Source organism: Sphingomonas sp., from assembly GCF_024508665.1.
Lineage (GTDB): Bacteria > Pseudomonadota > Alphaproteobacteria > Sphingomonadales > Sphingomonadaceae > Sphingomonas.
Window position 1 is genome coordinate 342,448 of the sequence record NZ_JANINP010000007.1, and the last position, 15,214, is coordinate 357,661.

Consider the following 15,214-nt stretch of genomic DNA (forward strand, 5'->3'; position numbering starts at 1 on the left):
TCAGCGCACCATCTGTTTCGTGCGGCTGTACAGCCAGGCGATCGATCCGAAGAACACCAGCAACGCGGCGAGCTCCGCCCATTGCGCATAGCTCGCGCCCATGATTCCCGCCGGAATCTCGCCGCCGCGCACCGCGACGAAGAAGGCGAAGCCGACTCCCCACAGGCTCTCGCCGACGATCAGCCCGGTCGCCGCCAGTGTTCCCATCCGCTCGGCGAATTCCGGATTGGCGGTCCGCCGCGCCCAGCGGTCGTAAAAATGACCGATCAGCGCGCCGACCGGGATCAGCAAGGTCAGCGCCATCGGCAGATAGATGCCCATGCCAACACCGAGCGGAGGCAAGCGCATCTTGCCCATCTTGCCGAGCGTCTCGTCGATGGCGATCACGATCACCCCGATGAGCGCGCCCGTGCCGATCAGCCACCAGTCGATGCCCGAGCCGAGGATGCCTTGAGCCAGGGCCGCGATCAACGAGGCCTGGGGGGCCTGCAGCGCGTTGGGGCCGGCGCCGGGCATGCCGACGAAGCCGAATGTGTTCTTGAGCAGATCGAGCACGACCGGGATGACCAACGACCCGAAGATTACCCCGAACACCAAGGCGACCTGTTGCTTCCACGGAGTCGCGCCGACCAATTGCCCGGTCTTCAGGTCCTGAAGGTTGTCATTGGAGATCGTCGCCACCGAAAAGACGATGCCCGTGGTGAACAGCGCGTAAGCGATCAGCGCGCTGGCGCGGTGCGGATCGGTCTGATGCCCGAAAAAGCCTAGCAGGAGCAACGATGCTCCGACCGCGGCGAGGATGCCGACGCCCGACACCGGGCTGTTCGACGCGCCGATCAGCCCGGCCATATAGCCGCACACCGACGCGATCACGACGGCGACCAAGGCGATGTAGATGACGGTACCGCCGATCACGGGAAGGACATGCTCGGCGACCGGTCCACCGGCCGAGAACGTCCATAACAGGAAGGCGATCAGCGGCAGCATCAGCAGGATCGTGCCGCCGACGATCGAAATCGGCAGGTCGCGCTCGGTCAGTTCGAGCACTTCGCCCTGGCCGCGCGCCTGCGCCGCCGCCATCGCCGACCGGATGCCGCCGATGATCGGGCCCAGGATCTTGAACAGGGTCCAGATCGCGGCGACGCCGATCGTGCCGGCGCCGACGAAGCGGACCTTGTTGCGGAAGATGTCGGTGACGATCGCGTCGGTCGCGCCGGGAACATGCGCACTCAGCCAAGGGACCAGTCCGACCCAGGCGATCAGCATGCCGAAGAACATCGCCGCGCCGACCGACAGGCCGACCAGATGGCCGACCCCGATCAGCGCCATCGAGAAGCTGGTCGAGACGCCGCTGACGCTCGGGCCGATGCGAAAATTCTTGGCGGCCTCCGCGGCAACGACCTTGAGCGTCGCGAGCAACTGGAAGATCGCGGAGACCAGCGAGCTGATCACGATGATGCGCAGGCCCTTGGCGTTTTCCTCGCCGCCATCGGTGCTGGTGCCGACCTTGAGCACTTCGGCCGCGGCGACGCCCTCCGGATAGGGCAGGTCGGATCCCGTCACCAGCGCGCGCCGCAACGGCACCGAGAACATCACCCCCATGATGCCGCCGGTCGCGCATACGGCGACCGTCGTCCAATAGGGAAAGCCTTGCCACCAGCCGACCAGGATCAAACCGGGCAGCACGAAGATGATCGCCGACAACGTCCCAGCGGCCGAGGCGATGGTCTGGACGATATTGTTCTCGACGATATTGGATCCGGGCAGCATCCGCAGGATCGCCATCGAGATCACCGCCGCCGGGATCGACGTCGCGAAGGTTAGTCCGACCTTCAACCCCAGATAGACATTGGCCGCGGTGAACAGGATCGTGATGATGCAGCCCAGGATCACGCCGCGAATGGTCAGTTCGGCGATCGGGCGGGTGGTGGCGGTGGTCATGCGCAAAACCCGGTTTAGTGTTCAAGTGCCGGCGCGGCAGGACCGTTGTGCGGCGGACTGCGTGTCGCCGCGCTGAACGGAGATCGCCCCGGTGTCTGGCCGAACGTGGCACATTATTGCGGGTTTAGGACAGAAGATTCTGCGTTCGCCCGTGCTCTGCCATGAACCTGGCGACTTCGCCGAACCCGGGTCCCGGCCTCGCCGGAACGCGAAAGCGACTTGCTGCTTAAACCGGCGCTGCCAGCGAAGCCGTGGTGTAGTCGCTATGCAGCGACCATCCGAGAGATGTGTAGAGTTCGCGACCAGCCGGCGTCGCGCAAAGCATCGCGTCTTCGATACCCGATTGCCGCGCTTCCGCCGCTAGTGCGCGCATGACCGCGCTTCCCAATCCGCGACGCTGATAGTGTTCCGCGGTGCGGATGCGGTCGAACACGATCAGACCATCAACCGTCACGATGCGGCCACGCGCCGCTTCCTCGCCGTAGACGTATACGATATGCGCGAATGTGATAGACTCGTCATACGTGATGCGTATCTCGAATTCCGTAGGAATGGCTGGAGGCCGGTCGAGCATGACCGACAAGGGCGCTGTCATCATGAAGCCGGGCGTGGCGATCTCCCAGCCTGGCGGCAGCAACGGGGCGACCATTTCGGCCGGCGCGCAGACCTTTAGGTAGAGCAACGGCCGGTCGATGCTCGCGGCAAGCGGGCCGATCGAATCGGCTTCGAGCCGCGCGAACAGGTAACGGCCGACCTGATCGGGTTGATCGACATGAATGTATAGGCCGCCGTCGCGCGAGACCGGCATCGCCGCGCCGCGCGAGATCGCCCAGGCATCCGCCCAGCGGGCGATTAGGTCCGGATTGGCGACAAGCATCGCTCAGTCGGGTTTGGGGATCAGACCATATTCGACGTTGAGGTCGAGCAGACGATGGCCATGGATCGACTTGCCAGCGATATCGACCACCACGACCAGAAAGATGTCGGGCCGGTCGGTCTCGATGATGATCTGATCGTAGCGGCCGCGCGCGTCCTGATAGACGCGGTCGACATCGTCGAACCGTTCGACGCCGAAGGCCTGGGGGGCGAGCGCATCGACATAGGGCCAGATGTCGATGTCGAGATCGGCATCCTCGTCATCGGTGACGTCGAGCATCGGCTCGTCGAAGCAGGCGGCGAACTCGGCCGCACTCAATTCGCGCGGCGCGGTCAATCGAACCCGTTCTCGAGGAAGCGCTCGGCATAGGCGCAGTGCATCGCGATGCCCTTGGCCATGACCGATTCCTCGATCGTCATCTTGGTGTTGTGGAGCGGCGGGTTGTGCGCCGGGTCGGAGCCCTCGGGCGCGACGCCGATGAACGCCATCGCGCCGGGCACTTCGCGAAGAACATAGCTGAAATCCTCGCCGCCCATGATCGGCGCCGGCATCGGCTGCCACTGGCCCGGTTCGAGGTCTTCCGAAATCTGCTTGAGGAGCGAGACCGCGCGCGGATCGCACATCGTCACCGGATAACCGTCGTCGATCCGCACCTCGGCGGTGCAGCCATGGGCGGCGGCGATATTCTCGGCAATGCGCTTCAGCCCTTCACGGGCCTTTTGCCGGGTCTTGGCGCTCAACGTGCGCAGGGTCCCCAGCATCTGCACTTCGTCGGGGATGATGTTGTATGCGCTGCCGCCGTCGATCTTGGTGATCGACAGCACCGCGGGGTCGGTGGCCGGGATCTGCCGCGCGATGAACACCGACAGCGCGGTGACGATCTCGGCGGCGACCGGGATCGGGTCCATCGCATCGTGCGGCATCGCGGCATGGCCGCCCGCGCCACGGATGGTGAAATTGAGCGCGTCGGTCGAGGCGAGCAGCGCGCCAGGCCGCGTCTGGATCGCGCCGGCTCGGGCATTGGGATAGATGTGCAGCGCGAACGCGCTGTCGGGGCGTTGCACGTCGAGCAGCCCATCCTCGATCATGAAGCGCGCGCCATGATGGCCTTCCTCGCCCGGCTGGAACATGAAGACGACGGTGCCTGGCAGGCTATCCTTGCGCGCGGCAAGGGCACGTGCCGCGCCGACCAGCATCGAGCAATGGCTGTCATGGCCACAGGCGTGCATCGCATTGGGCACTTGGCTCGCGAAGTCGAGGCCGGTCTCCTCGGGCATCGGCAGCGCGTCCATGTCGCCACGCAGCAACACCGTGCGGCCGTTATCGCCGCCGCCGCGCAGGATGGCGATGAAGCCGCTGGTCGACGTGGATTCGTGGATTTCGAGCGGCAGGCCGTCGAGCGCGGCGCGCAGCTTCGCCGTGGTGCGCGGGCATTGGTTGCCGATTTCGGGATCGGCATGGATGGCACGTCGCAGCGCCACCACGTCGGCGAGTTCGGCCTCGCCGGCGGCAATCCAGTCGGTGGAGAAGTCATTCATTGCTATCGTCCTCGAGTCTCGATCGCACGCTAGACCAAATCATTGCCGACGGCATCATGCCACATCGAGCGCCGCGCGTGCATGGCGGCCGATATTGCTCGCGAGTCCCGGCATCGCCGCGAGATCGCGCAATTCGGATAGCGTCGCGCCGCCGCGATTGACGATCGTCACCAGCCGGGGAAATGGGAAATCCGGATTGGGACGTTCGGCGAGCACCACTCTATCGCCCGGCGCGATCGAGCCCTCGCGCAGGACGCGATAATACCAGCCCGAATGGCCGGTTCGCACCATGTGCTTGCCAAGCCGTGGCTCGCCGAGCGCCAGGGCGAGCTTGAAACAGGGCTGGCGCGGCTGGCAGACCTGCAGCAGCGCCCCGCCGATCGCATGTACGTCGCCGACACAGAGATCGTCCTCGATCATTCCATCGACGGTTAGATTCTCACCCATCGCCCCGGCAACGAAGCGCGGCGCGAGATGGGGAAAAGCTGCGCCCCAATCGGGATAGCGCGCGGAAGCATACGCATAGACCGCCTTTTCCGGACCGCCATGGACCGACAGATCGGCCTGGCTATCGCCGTCCAGCCCGAGTGCGCCGGTCATGATCGGCTCATCCACCGCGCTCTTGATAAACCCGCTTGGCACCCGTTCCGGACCAAGCGGCGCGATGCGACCGATCCGGATCGACGCAATACGCGCGCTCATCGCCGCTCGAACACCCCGCCGGTTACGCCGCGCAGGATGGCACGAAAGATCGTTATCGCGTGGGCCATACGAGAGCTCCCTCGTCCCGGTTGGGGACGAGGGAGCTCTAGCGGTTGACCTACGGGACTGCCAAGTCGGGATCAGCTGCCCTTGAGCTTGATCGCGACATACTGGCTGCCCTGGCGCGCGCGGGTCATGTACAGGAGCAAGGTCGTCTTGCCCGCTGCCTTCGCCGCGCGAACCTGGGCGTCGAACTCGCCCGGCGTGCGTACCGGCACCCGATTGACCGACGAGATAATATCGCCACGCTGCATGCCCTTGGCGGCCGCGTCGCTCGACATGTCCACCCCGGTGACGACCACGCCGCTCACCTGGCTCGGATTGACGCCGAGCGTATTGGCGATCTGCGGGGTGAGCGCGGTGACCTGTACGCCGAGCAGGTTGACGCCGGCATGGAGTTCGGGCGCACCGTTGCCGGGCGCGCCGTCGCCATCGTCGTCACCATCATTGCCGCCGGTGATCGAATTGGCCAGTTCCTCTTCGCTCGGACGGTTGCCGACGACAGCGTTCACCGTGAGCGGCTTGCCGTCACGGATGATGCCCAGCTTGGCGGTGCCGCCCGGCGGAACGTTCGCGACCAGATAGGGCAGGGTCTGCTCGGGGTTCACTTCCTGGCCGTTGACGGAGACGATGACGTCGCCTTGCTTCAGGCCGGCCTTCGCGCCCGGGCCGCCCGGCTCGACGCGATTGACGATTTCCCCGCGATCCTTGGGCAGGCCGAGCGTGCCGGCGATATCCTCGTCAACCGGCTGGCGGCCGATGCCGAGATAGCCGCGCTGTACCTTACCACCCTTGATCATCGTCTCGATGATCGGCTTGGCCGAGGCGGCCGGGATGGCGAAGCCGATGCCGACGGATCCTTCCGACGGCGAATAGATTTGCGAGTTGATGCCGATCACATTGCCATTGAGGTCGAACATTGGTCCGCCCGAATTGCCCTTGTTGATCGCCGCGTCGGTCTGGATGAAGCGGTCATAAGCGCCGCCCTGGCCGGTCACACGGTTGAGCGCCGAGACGATACCCGCCGTGACGGTGCCGCCGAGGCCGAACGGTTCGCCGATCGCGATCACCCAGTCGCCGACCCGCGCCTTGGTCGAATCGCCGAACTTCACATAGGGCAGGTTGGTCGCATCGACCTTGAGCACGGCGAGGTCGGAAGCCGTGTCGCTGCCGATCACTTTCGCCACATATTCCTTGCGGTTGAACAAGGTGACGGTGATCGATTCGATCTTGCCCTTGGCCGCGGCGGTGATGACGTGCGCGTTGGTGACGATATAGCCGTCGGGCGAAATGATGAACCCCGAACCCAGGCTCTGGCCCTCGCGCGTGATAGGCTGGCCGTCATCCTGCCCCTGCTGGCCGAACAATCCCCCGAACAGATCACCGAACGGATTGCCGCCCGACGAGACCTGCACCTTCTGCTTGGTGGAGATATTGACCACGGCCGGCTGAAGCTTGGCGACCATGTCGGCGAAGCTCATCGGCGCGCCCGGCTTTGGCGCAGAAGCAGAAATAGTGCCCGGCTCGTTCTGCGCGTTCTGCGCATAGGAAGGCGACAGCATCGTCGTCGCGGCGCCCCCGAGCAGCAGGGCGGTAGTAATGGCGTAGGCGTAGCGCACTTGGGTAAATCCTCTTCGTCTCGATATGCCCCAGTTGGACTGTTCTTGCCCTCCGGAGCCTGAACGGCGATTGAATATGAACGAACTGCAAGGAACGTGATTGGTCAAACCCGCCACGCTCTTATCGGTTCAGCGCGTCATTTCCCGTTGCCTTCGAACTCCTTCAGATACGAATTGTCGGGCGTCAGGATCAGGTTGGTCGATCCCGACGGCAGCTTGCCGTTGGAGTCGGGGCCGAACGTGACTCGATAGGACTGCATCGCGCGATAGAAATTGTAGAAGGCAGGGTCCTTGTTGAACGCTTCGGCGTAGATCTTCGCGGCCTGCGCGTCGGCCTGTGCGCGGATGATCGCCGCATCGCGCTGACCTTCGGAGCGGATCGTCTGCGCCTGCTGCTCGCGGGTGTTCTTCATCCGGTCGAGCGCCGATTGCAGGGGCGATCCTTCCGGATAGTCGGCGTGCTTGATGCGCACATCGATGATCTGGATGCCGTAATTGCGTGCGTAGCGTTGCAACGCGACCTGGATATTGTCCATCAACTGGCCGCGTTCCGGACTGAGCAGCGCATCGAAATCGACCTTGCCGAGTTCGGAGCGCAGTGCCGAGGCGAACAACGGCGTCAACTGCGCGCGGACGCGATCCTCCGCACCCGAGGTCAGGCCCATCGATTGGACGAGACGCAAGGGGTCGACGATGCGAAAGCGGGCAAAGGCGTCGACCTCGAGCCGCTGTTGGTCGGTCGACAGCACCGGTTGATTGTCGAGATCGAGATCGAGCACGCGCTTGTCGATCCAGATCAGTCGGTCGACCAGCGGAATCCGCGCGATCAGGCCCGCGCCAGTCTGTCCCAGCGTCTCGCCGGCTTTCCACCGATTGACCGTGCCGATCGGCTGTTCGAGCCGGACGACGACGACCTGCTTGGTTTCGGGAACGATCGCGATCGTGCTGGCGAGCAGGATCACCGCGAGCAGGGCGACGACGCCGAGCGTGATCGGGTTGCGCAGCCAGGTCATCAGCGTGCCTCCCCTTGCGGGGCATCGGGCAGTTTCCGGACTCCCCCCGGCACCGGGAGGAATGGCGCGATATTGCGCGGCTCGATGATCGTCTTGTCGTTCTTGGACAGGATCGCTTCCATCGTCTCGTAATACATGCGGCGGCGCGTGACCTCAGGGGCGAGCTTGTATTGCTCGTAAACGCTGTTGAACGCGGCCGCCTGGCCCTGGGCGATCGCCACGACCTGTTGCGCATAGCCGCGCGCTTGCGTGACGTTCGATTGGCGCTCGTTTTGGGCGGCCGTCACGCTCTTGAACGCGTCGCTGACCTGCTGCGGCGCGGCGGCGTTGTTCAGGGCGACGTTCACGATGCGGATGCCGGACTGATAATCGTCCAGGATCTTCTGCATCGAATCGGCGACCTGGGTCTGGATCGACAATTTGCCGGCGCCGAGCACTTCGTCGAGTGTCGCATTGGCGATCGCCGCACGCACCGCGGTTTCCGCGATGGCTTTGACCGCCTCGTCGGGCTTGTCGAGCTCGAACACGTATTTCTGCGGGTCGATGATGTTCCACTGCACCGAATAGCTGAGGTCGACCAGATTGCCGTCGCGCGTCAGCACGAGATTCTGTCCGCCGCCGCCGTCGGTGTCGGGAAACGAAAAGCCCTGAATGCCGGTGACGTTGATCACCCGGACCGACGCGATCGGCGCCGGCAGTGTCAGGTTCCAGCCCGGCCCGATCGTGCCAGAATAGCGCCCGAAATACGTTACCACACCGCGTTCCTGGGGACCGATTCCGTGAATGCTGGTCATGCCGATCCAGGCGAGCAGGAACAGGCCGACACCGGCGAGCCACAAGGATCGCCCATTGCCGCTGCCCGGGAAGCGGAAATTCCCGTTGCCACCGGAACCGCCACCGCCACCACGCGCACGCTTCAGCAGGTCTTCGATGCCGCCGCCAGGACGTGGGCCACGCGGGCGCGATCCCGGCGCCTGGGCCCAGGGATTCCGCGGGCCGGCGTCATTGCCGCCATTGCCGTCGCCGCTTCCGCCATCGGAATCGCCGCCACCGCCGCCCCAGGGGCTCTTCGGCTTGTCGGACATGGTTTGGGAAAGGCGGCGCCGCCACGGCAAGGCAATCGTCATATCCGTCTTTATAGGTTCCGCTGCGCGGAAAAACAGTGGCAAGCGGCGGTTGCGGCCCTATCTGGCGTCCATGAACGAAAAGACGGGGCTGGCGGCACGCGTCGCAGAGGTGGCGGGCGACCGCGCGACGGTGAGACTCGATAGCGATCGCGCGAGCGTGATCCTTGACGTCACGGGGTTGGATCCGGAGGCGCGTGACGCGCTGGAGGCGGCGGTGCGCGCAGCCGCACTCGCCGGCAGGGAAGCTCGCGAGGTGCGCATCGCGATGACCAGCGAGCGCGTCGGCCGCAAGCTGATCGCGGTGGCCAGCGGCAAGGGCGGGGTGGGGAAGTCGACCGTCGCCGCCAATCTTGCGATCGCCTTGGCCAGGGCCGGACGCAGGATCGGGTTGGTGGATGCCGATATCTACGGGCCCTCGCAGCCGACCCTGATGGGCGTGGAGGGGACCAAGCCCCAGGCGCGCGACAAGACGATGATCCCGGTGCCGACAGCGTTCGGCGTGCCGATCCTGTCGATGGGCCAGTTGGTCGCGCCGGGTCAGGCTATCGCCTGGCGCGGCCCCATGGCCGCGAGTGCGCTGGGGCAGTTGATCGAGGGCGATTGGGGGGCCGCCGATACCCTGGTGGTCGATATGCCGCCGGGCACCGGCGACGTGCAATTGACGATGATCCAGAAGTACAAGCCTGCCGGCGCGGTAATCGTGTCGACCCCACAGGACCTGGCGCTGATCGACGCCCGCCGTGCCGTCGATTTGTTCGCCAAGGCCGGCGTGCCGGTGATCGGCGTGATCGAAAACATGGCCGGCTATCGCTGCCCGCATTGCGGTGAATTGTCCGATCCGTTCGGGCAGGGTGGTGCGGAGGCTGCTGCCGGGGAGATGGGCGTTCCGTTCCTCGGCCGCGTGCCGCTGGCAATGGCGATTCGCGCCGCGTCGGATGCGGGCAATCCGCCGGCCGCCGGGAACGGGGCCGAGGGTGTCGCGTTCGGAGAGATAGCCGGGAAGGTCGGCGCTTGGCTTTCCGGCCGGTGATTAAACAAGCTCTTCGCCCTTAAAGGGCGAGGAAGATGGGATTGAAAACCATGCCACTCACCGCCGACCAGGACATACGGGACCTCTTGGCAAATGCCCGCACCATCGCGATGGTGGGCGCGTCGGATCGTCCTGACCGCCCCAGCTATGGCGTGATGGCAATGTTGCAGCGGCACGGTTATCGGGTGATTCCGGTCAATCCGCAGATCACCGGCGAGCATGTTCACGGCGAATATGTCTTCCACGACCTGGCCCAGATCGGCGTGCCGATCGACATCGTCGACATCTTCCGTCGTCCGCAGGCGGCGGGAGAAGCGGTTGATGAAGCTATCGCTTCGGGCGCGAAAGCGGTGTGGATGCAACTCGGCGTCGTCAACGAAGACGCCGCCGCGCGAGCCGAAGCGGCCGGACTGAAAGTCGTGATGGATCGCTGTCCGGCGATCGAAATTCCGCGCCTTGGCGTGCCGCGCATCACCGCCTGACGCGAAACCGCCGCAATCGGCGGTCATTACGGAGCCGTAAATGGCATCGGCGGAGTCGGATCATGCTGTGGTGGCTGGTGATGATGCAGACGGCCCCGCAGCTCGATACGGCAATGGAGCGCTACCACGCCGCGACCCGCGCGACGATCGACTGCCATGACAATCAGCCCGATGATATCGTCGTTTGCGGCCGGCGCGAGGCCGATCGCTACCGCGCGCCGTTGACGGTGATCGATCCCGACGATCCAAGACATGAAGGCGTGCCGGCCGAGCGCGAGCGGATGCTGGCCAGGACAAATAATTGCCAGGAAAAGTCGACCTTCCTTGTCGGTTGCGGCGCGGCCGGGGTGTCGGTCAGCACACGATCCGGCGTGTCCCTGATGGGCGAGCGACCGATCGCCCCGTAATTGCGTCGAACTGCGACGGGAAACCGGTCGGTCTGCGCGCACCCTCTGGCGTTTCGGAACGTCTTGTGGCCTCATGTGTTGGCGTTTGAGGTGCTCGAGACAGGGGTCGGTCCGATGCTCACGCCGTTGTTGTTCGTCATGTTGGGTGCCGCGGCGCACAACGCGCCGTTGAAGCTCGATTTCACGCTTAAGCCGCAGGCGCCGTCGCGATGCTCGGGCATATGTGCCGAGCGGTATCGCCTGCCGGCGTCGAGCGAGGATACGCAATCGCTCAAGGATCGCGCGCTCGCCTATGACGGCCGCAAATGCGACGTGATCGGCGCGATGCGCTGCCTCAGCAAGCGTCGTACCTTGCTGCGATCCGATCAGGATCCGATGGATACCTTGCGGGCCAGTTTCATGCCGCATTGATGCCGGGTTCGAGCGGTATATCGCTCGCGGGAGGGTCGTCATGCCCGGATTTTTATTGTCTTTGGTATTGCAGGCTGCGGTGACGACCGCGACGTCGCCATCCCAGGCACCCGCCGATACGCCCGAACGATTCTCGATCCTGGTTCCCGTCAGCAACGAACCCTGCGTTCGCCACGTCGACGGCAAGGACATTGTCGTGTGCGGCAATCCGCTGCCCTCGCAAACATTGCCTTATCCTGAGGAAATACCGCCCGACGGGCCGATGCCGTCCAATCCCTATAGGAACGGCGCAGGTGCGCTCGCCGCGGAGAGTACCCCCTGTCCGATCAGCCGAAGCTGCGTCGTCGGGTTCGGCCCGCCGCTCGTACCGATGATCAAGGGCGCGGCCGACCTTGCCAAGAAGGCGTTCGCGAAGAAGCCCGACAAGACCGGCCGCGTTGCGATTCCGCTCGACGATACGCCGCCATCGACCGAGGGCAAGTTGCTGCCCTGAGGGAGACGGCTGCCGGAACGGGATCAGCCGAGGATGTGCATCCAAAGCGGCTCGCCGGCCAGGCTTTGCGACCCGCGCAGCTTTTCGAGCGCCTGGGCCACCGCGCGTTCGGGTCCTTCGTGCGTGACGATCGCGACCAGCACGCTGCCGTCCGCGCTGGCGCCGCGCTGCATCAGGCTTTCGATCGAGACACCGGCATCGCGCATGGCCGCGGCGATCTCCGCAAGCACACCGACGCGATCGGCGACCATGAAGCGCAGATAGGCGCGGCCCCGGCGCTCGCCGCTGTCTGCCGGCGGCAGCACGGTCAGTTGGGCGGCGGGCATCGCGTAAGGCGGTCCGAATTCGTCGCGAGCAATGTCGATCAGGTCGGCGACCACTGCCGACGCGGTGGGGCCATCGCCCGCGCCGGCGCCCTGGAACAGCAGCCGGCCGACGAAATTCCCCTCCGCGACGACGGCGTTGAGCGCGCCTGAAACATGCGCGAGCGGGTGGCTGAGCGGGACGAGGTGCGGATGGACGCGCTGGAACAGCCCTTTCGGACCGGCTTCGGCAATGCCGACCAGACGGATGCGGTAGCCCAGGGTCGCAGCCTCGGCGATGTCGGCGGCCAGGACGTGGCGGATCCCGCCGGTCGCGACATCGTCGAAGGCGGGGCGCGTGCCGAAGGCCAGGCTCGCGAGGATCGACAGCTTGTGGGACGCATCGACGCCGTCGATGTCGAAACTGGGGTCGGCCTCTGCAAAGCCCAATGCCTGCGCTTCGGCCAGGACGTCGGCGAAGTCGCGTCCTTCGGCTTCCATCTTGGTCAGGATGAAATTGCAGGTGCCGTTGAGGATGCCATAGACCCGGCCGATCTCATTGGCCGCGGCGCCTTCGCGCAGCCCCTTGATGACGGGGACGCCGCCGGCGACCGCGGCTTCGAACTTGAGCGCCGCGTTGGCGGCTTCGGCCGCTTCGGCGAGCTCGAGTCCGTGATGCGCCATCATCGCCTTGTTGGCGGTGACCAGCCCCTTGCCGCCGGCCAGCGTGGCACGCGCCAGCGTCAGGGCAGGGCCGTCGGATCCGCCGATCAGCTCGACAACGACATCGGCGTCGGCGCGATGCGCCAGCGCCGCGGTATCGTCGACCCAATCGAACCGGGCGATGTCGACGCCGCGGTCCTTGGCGCGATCGCGGGCGGACACCGCGACGATCTCGATCGGCCGGCCCGCGCGTCGGGCGATGAGCTCGCCATTGACGTCGAGAAGTTTGATCACGCCGGCACCAACGGTGCCAAGGCCGGCGAGCGCTACGCGCAGCGGGGAAGTGGAAGTCATCGCTGCCCCGCGTAGAGGAACTTCATCGTTTGCCGCAAGCGTTCGCGATGTAGCGGAACGCTCGAAAACGTCGCGAACGGTCTAGATGCGCGTTCCGCTGATGCCGAGCGCGTTGGCCAAGGCGGCGCGGCGGAGCACTACGCTGGACGGACCGGGCACGCGCGATCCGGCCAGGCAGCCGGCGAATACAGGGTCCAGCCGTCGCGCGGCAGCAAGCGACAAATCCGAACCGAGCGGCGCGCGGACGAAGGTCAGCGCGGTGTTCCGATCACGCTGCACCACGCAACGTCCCACCGTCGACCACAAGCGCAGCAGGCCGGACGGGTTCGGCGCCGTTCGCTCGACGCGCGTGACGTCGTCACGCTCGCCCGCGAACAAATCCGCCCCGGGGCGCGCCGCGGCGATTGAGGCGAGCAACAGCCCGCTCGTCAGGATGCAGCCCGTGAGAACAGCGCGGCGCATATTTCCCTCCCGTTACACGCTGGCTTCTAGCACGAAACGATCAGGCTTTCACGAGGCCAATTTCGACCAAACGCTCGTGCAGATAATCGTGCGCGGTGATCGGCGTCGGATAACGGTTCGGATTGTCCGCGCTGATGCAGCCCGGCAGCGTCTCTATCAGGAATTCGGGATTGGGATGCAGGAAGAACGGCATCGAATAGCGCGAGAAACCGCGACGTTCGGGCGGCGGATTGACGACGCGGTGCGTGGTCGACGGCAGGACATTGTTGGTCAACCGCTGCAGCATGTCGCCGACATTGACCACCATCGCGCCTTCGGGCGGACGGATCGCCAGCCACTTGCCGTCGCGGTCGAGCAGTTCGAGCCCGGCTTCCTCGGCGCCGAGGAGCAAGGTGATCAGGTTGATGTCCTCATGCGCCCCCGCTCGGACGCCCTCGGCATCGGCAGGGATCGGCGGATAATGAAGCAGCCGCAGGATCGAATTGCCGTGATCGACCACTGTGTCGAAATAATCGGGCGAGAGCTTCAAATGGCGCGCGATCGCCGAGAGCAGGCGCAATCCCGCGCGGTCGAAGGCGTTCCACAGATCGGTCAGCGCTTCCTGGAAATCGGCCGGGCGCGAGGGCCAGACATTGGGCATCATCGTCGCGGCGGCGGGATGGCCCGCGGGCAGGTCGCGGCCGACATGCCAGAATTCCTTCAGGTCGACGTGCTTGGCGTCCTTGGCGATCTCGGTCTTGAACGGCGTATAGCCGCGCTGGCCGCCCCACGCCTTGTCGTAATAGCCGCGCTTTTCCTCCTCGGGCAGCGCGAACAATTCCTCGGTCAGGCGCCAGGCGCGCTGGATCAGCGGCAGTGAAATTCCATGATCGGCGACGATCGCGAAGCCGAAGCGTTCGAACGACCCGCCGAACGCGGCGGCGAAGGCGGCGGGATCGCGCGCTTCATCGGCGAGGCTGAGGGTCGGGACCTGGGCGGAGGGGGTATCTAGCATTTTCTATCGTCCGGAATTCTCGAAAAGGGGATGATAGACCCTCGCCACTCGTCCGTCACCCCAGCGCAAGCTGGGGTCTCGTGCCACGGGCGTCCCTCAAGCCTCTTGAGACCAGCATCGGGTCGGATCGTCCCCCGGACGATCCTTGAGCCTGCGGGGCATGCTCAACCCGATGCTCTTGCGCTGTGGTGACGGGTATTTCGGCGTCACCCACCCATGTCGATCGTGCCGCTCGACTTGTTCGCGCCCTGGTCGCTGAGCTTGAGCGCGAACGGCTTGCCGTCGTCGGTCTTGCCGCTCAGGCCGGTGCCGTCGGCCGACAGCGTGAAGCCGGCCTTGCCCAGCCGCTCCTTGAGCCAGTCGCGCACCGTCGCGGCGGTGGCTGGGCTGGTGAAGGTGACGCGGACCTTGCCGGGATCCTTGCCCCCGTCTTCGCCGTCGCCGCCATTGACGTTGATCGAGCTGATCGTCGAGCCGGGATAGAGGTGGACCCCGTTCATCTCGAAATTATTGGCGTCGACCGCGAATTTTGGCAGCTTCAGATCGGCCTTGAAGCCGTTGGCGTCGATCTTGAGGTTGCCCGAACTGTCGATCCCGCCGGACACGGCGCCATCCGAGCTGTTGCCGCTGAAGCTGATCGAGGTGCTGTTGTCGTCGTGGTCGCCACAGGCGGTGAGTGCCAATGCGGCGGCGGCGAGAGGTATCAAACGAAGCATGGCGGGCTCCCAGAGTGAATTAT

The 15,214-nt window shown here is 65.3% G+C and carries 17 protein-coding genes; 5 read left to right on the plus strand and 12 right to left on the minus strand.

Features of this window, described 5'->3' with window-relative positions; genetic code table 11:
• From Q0L25_RS16800 to hflK, 8 genes are all read right to left on the minus strand, one after another.
• Complete coding sequence (locus tag Q0L25_RS16800) at positions 1-1,941, minus strand: OPT family oligopeptide transporter (protein ID WP_296616270.1); 1,941 nt, start codon at positions 1,939-1,941, stop codon at positions 1-3.
• 226 nt (positions 1,942-2,167) lie between these two features.
• Complete coding sequence (locus Q0L25_RS16805) at positions 2,168-2,818, minus strand: GNAT family N-acetyltransferase (protein ID WP_296616271.1); 651 nt, start codon at positions 2,816-2,818, stop codon at positions 2,168-2,170.
• Positions 2,819-2,821: 3 nt separating this feature from the next.
• Positions 2,822-3,154, minus strand: a complete 333-nt coding sequence (locus Q0L25_RS16810; protein WP_296616273.1) for a hypothetical protein — start codon at positions 3,152-3,154, stop codon at positions 2,822-2,824.
• Positions 3,151-4,356, minus strand: a complete 1,206-nt coding sequence (locus Q0L25_RS16815; protein ID WP_296616274.1) for a M20 family metallopeptidase — start codon at positions 4,354-4,356, stop codon at positions 3,151-3,153. The genes Q0L25_RS16810 and Q0L25_RS16815 overlap by 4 nt, the downstream gene beginning before the upstream one ends.
• Positions 4,357-4,410: 54 nt before the next feature.
• Positions 4,411-5,058: an MOSC domain-containing protein gene (locus Q0L25_RS16820; RefSeq protein WP_296616276.1), complete on the minus strand. Its 648-nt coding sequence runs from the start codon at positions 5,056-5,058 to the stop codon at positions 4,411-4,413.
• Positions 5,059-5,198: 140 nt separating this feature from the next.
• Positions 5,199-6,737: a Do family serine endopeptidase gene (locus Q0L25_RS16825; RefSeq protein WP_296616277.1), complete on the minus strand. Its 1,539-nt coding sequence runs from the start codon at positions 6,735-6,737 to the stop codon at positions 5,199-5,201.
• Positions 6,738-6,874: 137 nt separating this feature from the next.
• Positions 6,875-7,750, minus strand: a complete 876-nt coding sequence (gene hflC, locus Q0L25_RS16830; protein WP_296616279.1) for a protease modulator HflC — start codon at positions 7,748-7,750, stop codon at positions 6,875-6,877.
• Positions 7,750-8,835: a protease modulator HflK gene (hflK, locus tag Q0L25_RS16835; protein WP_296616281.1), complete on the minus strand. Its 1,086-nt coding sequence runs from the start codon at positions 8,833-8,835 to the stop codon at positions 7,750-7,752. Before hflK ends, hflC begins: the two co-directional genes overlap by 1 nt.
• A 112-nt stretch (positions 8,836-8,947) precedes the next feature.
• Between hflK and Q0L25_RS16840 the strand changes: the two genes are divergently transcribed.
• The 5 genes from Q0L25_RS16840 (at position 8,948) to Q0L25_RS16860 (ending at position 11,700) form a co-directional block, all read left to right on the plus strand.
• Entirely contained in the window at positions 8,948-9,907 is a 960-nt protein-coding gene (locus Q0L25_RS16840) for an Mrp/NBP35 family ATP-binding protein (protein ID WP_296616283.1), read from the plus strand.
• Positions 9,908-9,957: 50 nt separating this feature from the next.
• A complete protein-coding gene (locus Q0L25_RS16845; RefSeq protein WP_296616285.1) occupies positions 9,958-10,389 on the plus strand; it encodes a CoA-binding protein in 432 nt (143 codons plus the stop codon).
• Between the two features lie 62 nt (positions 10,390-10,451).
• Positions 10,452-10,796, plus strand: coding sequence for a hypothetical protein (locus tag Q0L25_RS16850; RefSeq protein WP_296616287.1), 345 nt, complete (start codon positions 10,452-10,454; stop codon positions 10,794-10,796).
• A 114-nt stretch (positions 10,797-10,910) separates the two neighbouring features.
• Complete coding sequence (locus tag Q0L25_RS16855) at positions 10,911-11,207, plus strand: hypothetical protein (RefSeq protein WP_296616289.1); 297 nt, start codon at positions 10,911-10,913, stop codon at positions 11,205-11,207.
• Positions 11,208-11,247: 40 nt separating this feature from the next.
• A complete protein-coding gene (locus tag Q0L25_RS16860; protein WP_296616291.1) occupies positions 11,248-11,700 on the plus strand; it encodes a hypothetical protein in 453 nt (150 codons plus the stop codon).
• A 23-nt stretch (positions 11,701-11,723) separates the two neighbouring features.
• On the opposite strand, the gene Q0L25_RS16865 is transcribed toward Q0L25_RS16860, so the two are convergent.
• The 4 genes from Q0L25_RS16865 to Q0L25_RS16880 all read right to left on the minus strand — a co-directional run bounded on the left by Q0L25_RS16865 (position 11,724) and on the right by Q0L25_RS16880 (position 15,191).
• A complete protein-coding gene (locus tag Q0L25_RS16865) occupies positions 11,724-13,019 on the minus strand; it encodes a homoserine dehydrogenase (protein WP_296616293.1) in 1,296 nt (431 codons plus the stop codon).
• Between the two features lie 81 nt (positions 13,020-13,100).
• Positions 13,101-13,481: a hypothetical protein gene (locus Q0L25_RS16870; RefSeq protein ID WP_296616296.1), complete on the minus strand. Its 381-nt coding sequence runs from the start codon at positions 13,479-13,481 to the stop codon at positions 13,101-13,103.
• Between the two features lie 40 nt (positions 13,482-13,521).
• A complete protein-coding gene (locus tag Q0L25_RS16875; protein ID WP_296616298.1) occupies positions 13,522-14,475 on the minus strand; it encodes a 2-oxoglutarate and iron-dependent oxygenase domain-containing protein in 954 nt (317 codons plus the stop codon).
• Between the two features lie 206 nt (positions 14,476-14,681).
• The gene (locus tag Q0L25_RS16880; RefSeq protein WP_296616300.1) at positions 14,682-15,191 is read right to left on the minus strand and encodes a hypothetical protein; all 510 of its coding nucleotides are present in this window, start codon (positions 15,189-15,191) and stop codon (positions 14,682-14,684) included.
• Positions 15,192-15,214: the final 23 nt, after the last annotated feature.

Excerpts from the sequence above, each read along its gene's own strand:
- Q0L25_RS16875 (WP_296616298.1), bottom strand. The coding sequence starts at position 14,475 with ATGCTAGATACCCCCTCCGCCCAGGTCCCGACCCTCAGCCTCGCCGAT.
- Q0L25_RS16805 (WP_296616271.1), bottom strand. The coding sequence starts at position 2,818 with ATGCTTGTCGCCAATCCGGACCTAATCGCCCGCTGGGCGGATGCCTGG.
- Q0L25_RS16815 (WP_296616274.1), bottom strand. The coding sequence starts at position 4,356 with ATGAATGACTTCTCCACCGACTGGATTGCCGCCGGCGAGGCCGAACTC.
- hflC (WP_296616279.1), bottom strand. The coding sequence starts at position 7,750 with ATGACCTGGCTGCGCAACCCGATCACGCTCGGCGTCGTCGCCCTGCTC.
- Q0L25_RS16860 (WP_296616291.1), top strand. The coding sequence starts at position 11,248 with ATGCCCGGATTTTTATTGTCTTTGGTATTGCAGGCTGCGGTGACGACC.
- Q0L25_RS16865 (WP_296616293.1), bottom strand. The coding sequence starts at position 13,019 with ATGACTTCCACTTCCCCGCTGCGCGTAGCGCTCGCCGGCCTTGGCACC.
- Q0L25_RS16870 (WP_296616296.1), bottom strand. The coding sequence starts at position 13,481 with ATGCGCCGCGCTGTTCTCACGGGCTGCATCCTGACGAGCGGGCTGTTG.
- Q0L25_RS16855 (WP_296616289.1), top strand. The coding sequence starts at position 10,911 with ATGCTCACGCCGTTGTTGTTCGTCATGTTGGGTGCCGCGGCGCACAAC.
- Q0L25_RS16840 (WP_296616283.1), top strand. The coding sequence starts at position 8,948 with ATGAACGAAAAGACGGGGCTGGCGGCACGCGTCGCAGAGGTGGCGGGC.
- Q0L25_RS16845 (WP_296616285.1), top strand. The coding sequence starts at position 9,958 with ATGCCACTCACCGCCGACCAGGACATACGGGACCTCTTGGCAAATGCC.
- Q0L25_RS16820 (WP_296616276.1), bottom strand. The coding sequence starts at position 5,058 with ATGAGCGCGCGTATTGCGTCGATCCGGATCGGTCGCATCGCGCCGCTT.
- Q0L25_RS16880 (WP_296616300.1), bottom strand. The coding sequence starts at position 15,191 with ATGCTTCGTTTGATACCTCTCGCCGCCGCCGCATTGGCACTCACCGCC.
- Q0L25_RS16800 (WP_296616270.1), bottom strand. The coding sequence starts at position 1,941 with ATGACCACCGCCACCACCCGCCCGATCGCCGAACTGACCATTCGCGGC.
- Q0L25_RS16850 (WP_296616287.1), top strand. The coding sequence starts at position 10,452 with ATGCTGTGGTGGCTGGTGATGATGCAGACGGCCCCGCAGCTCGATACG.
- hflK (WP_296616281.1), bottom strand. The coding sequence starts at position 8,835 with ATGTCCGACAAGCCGAAGAGCCCCTGGGGCGGCGGTGGCGGCGATTCC.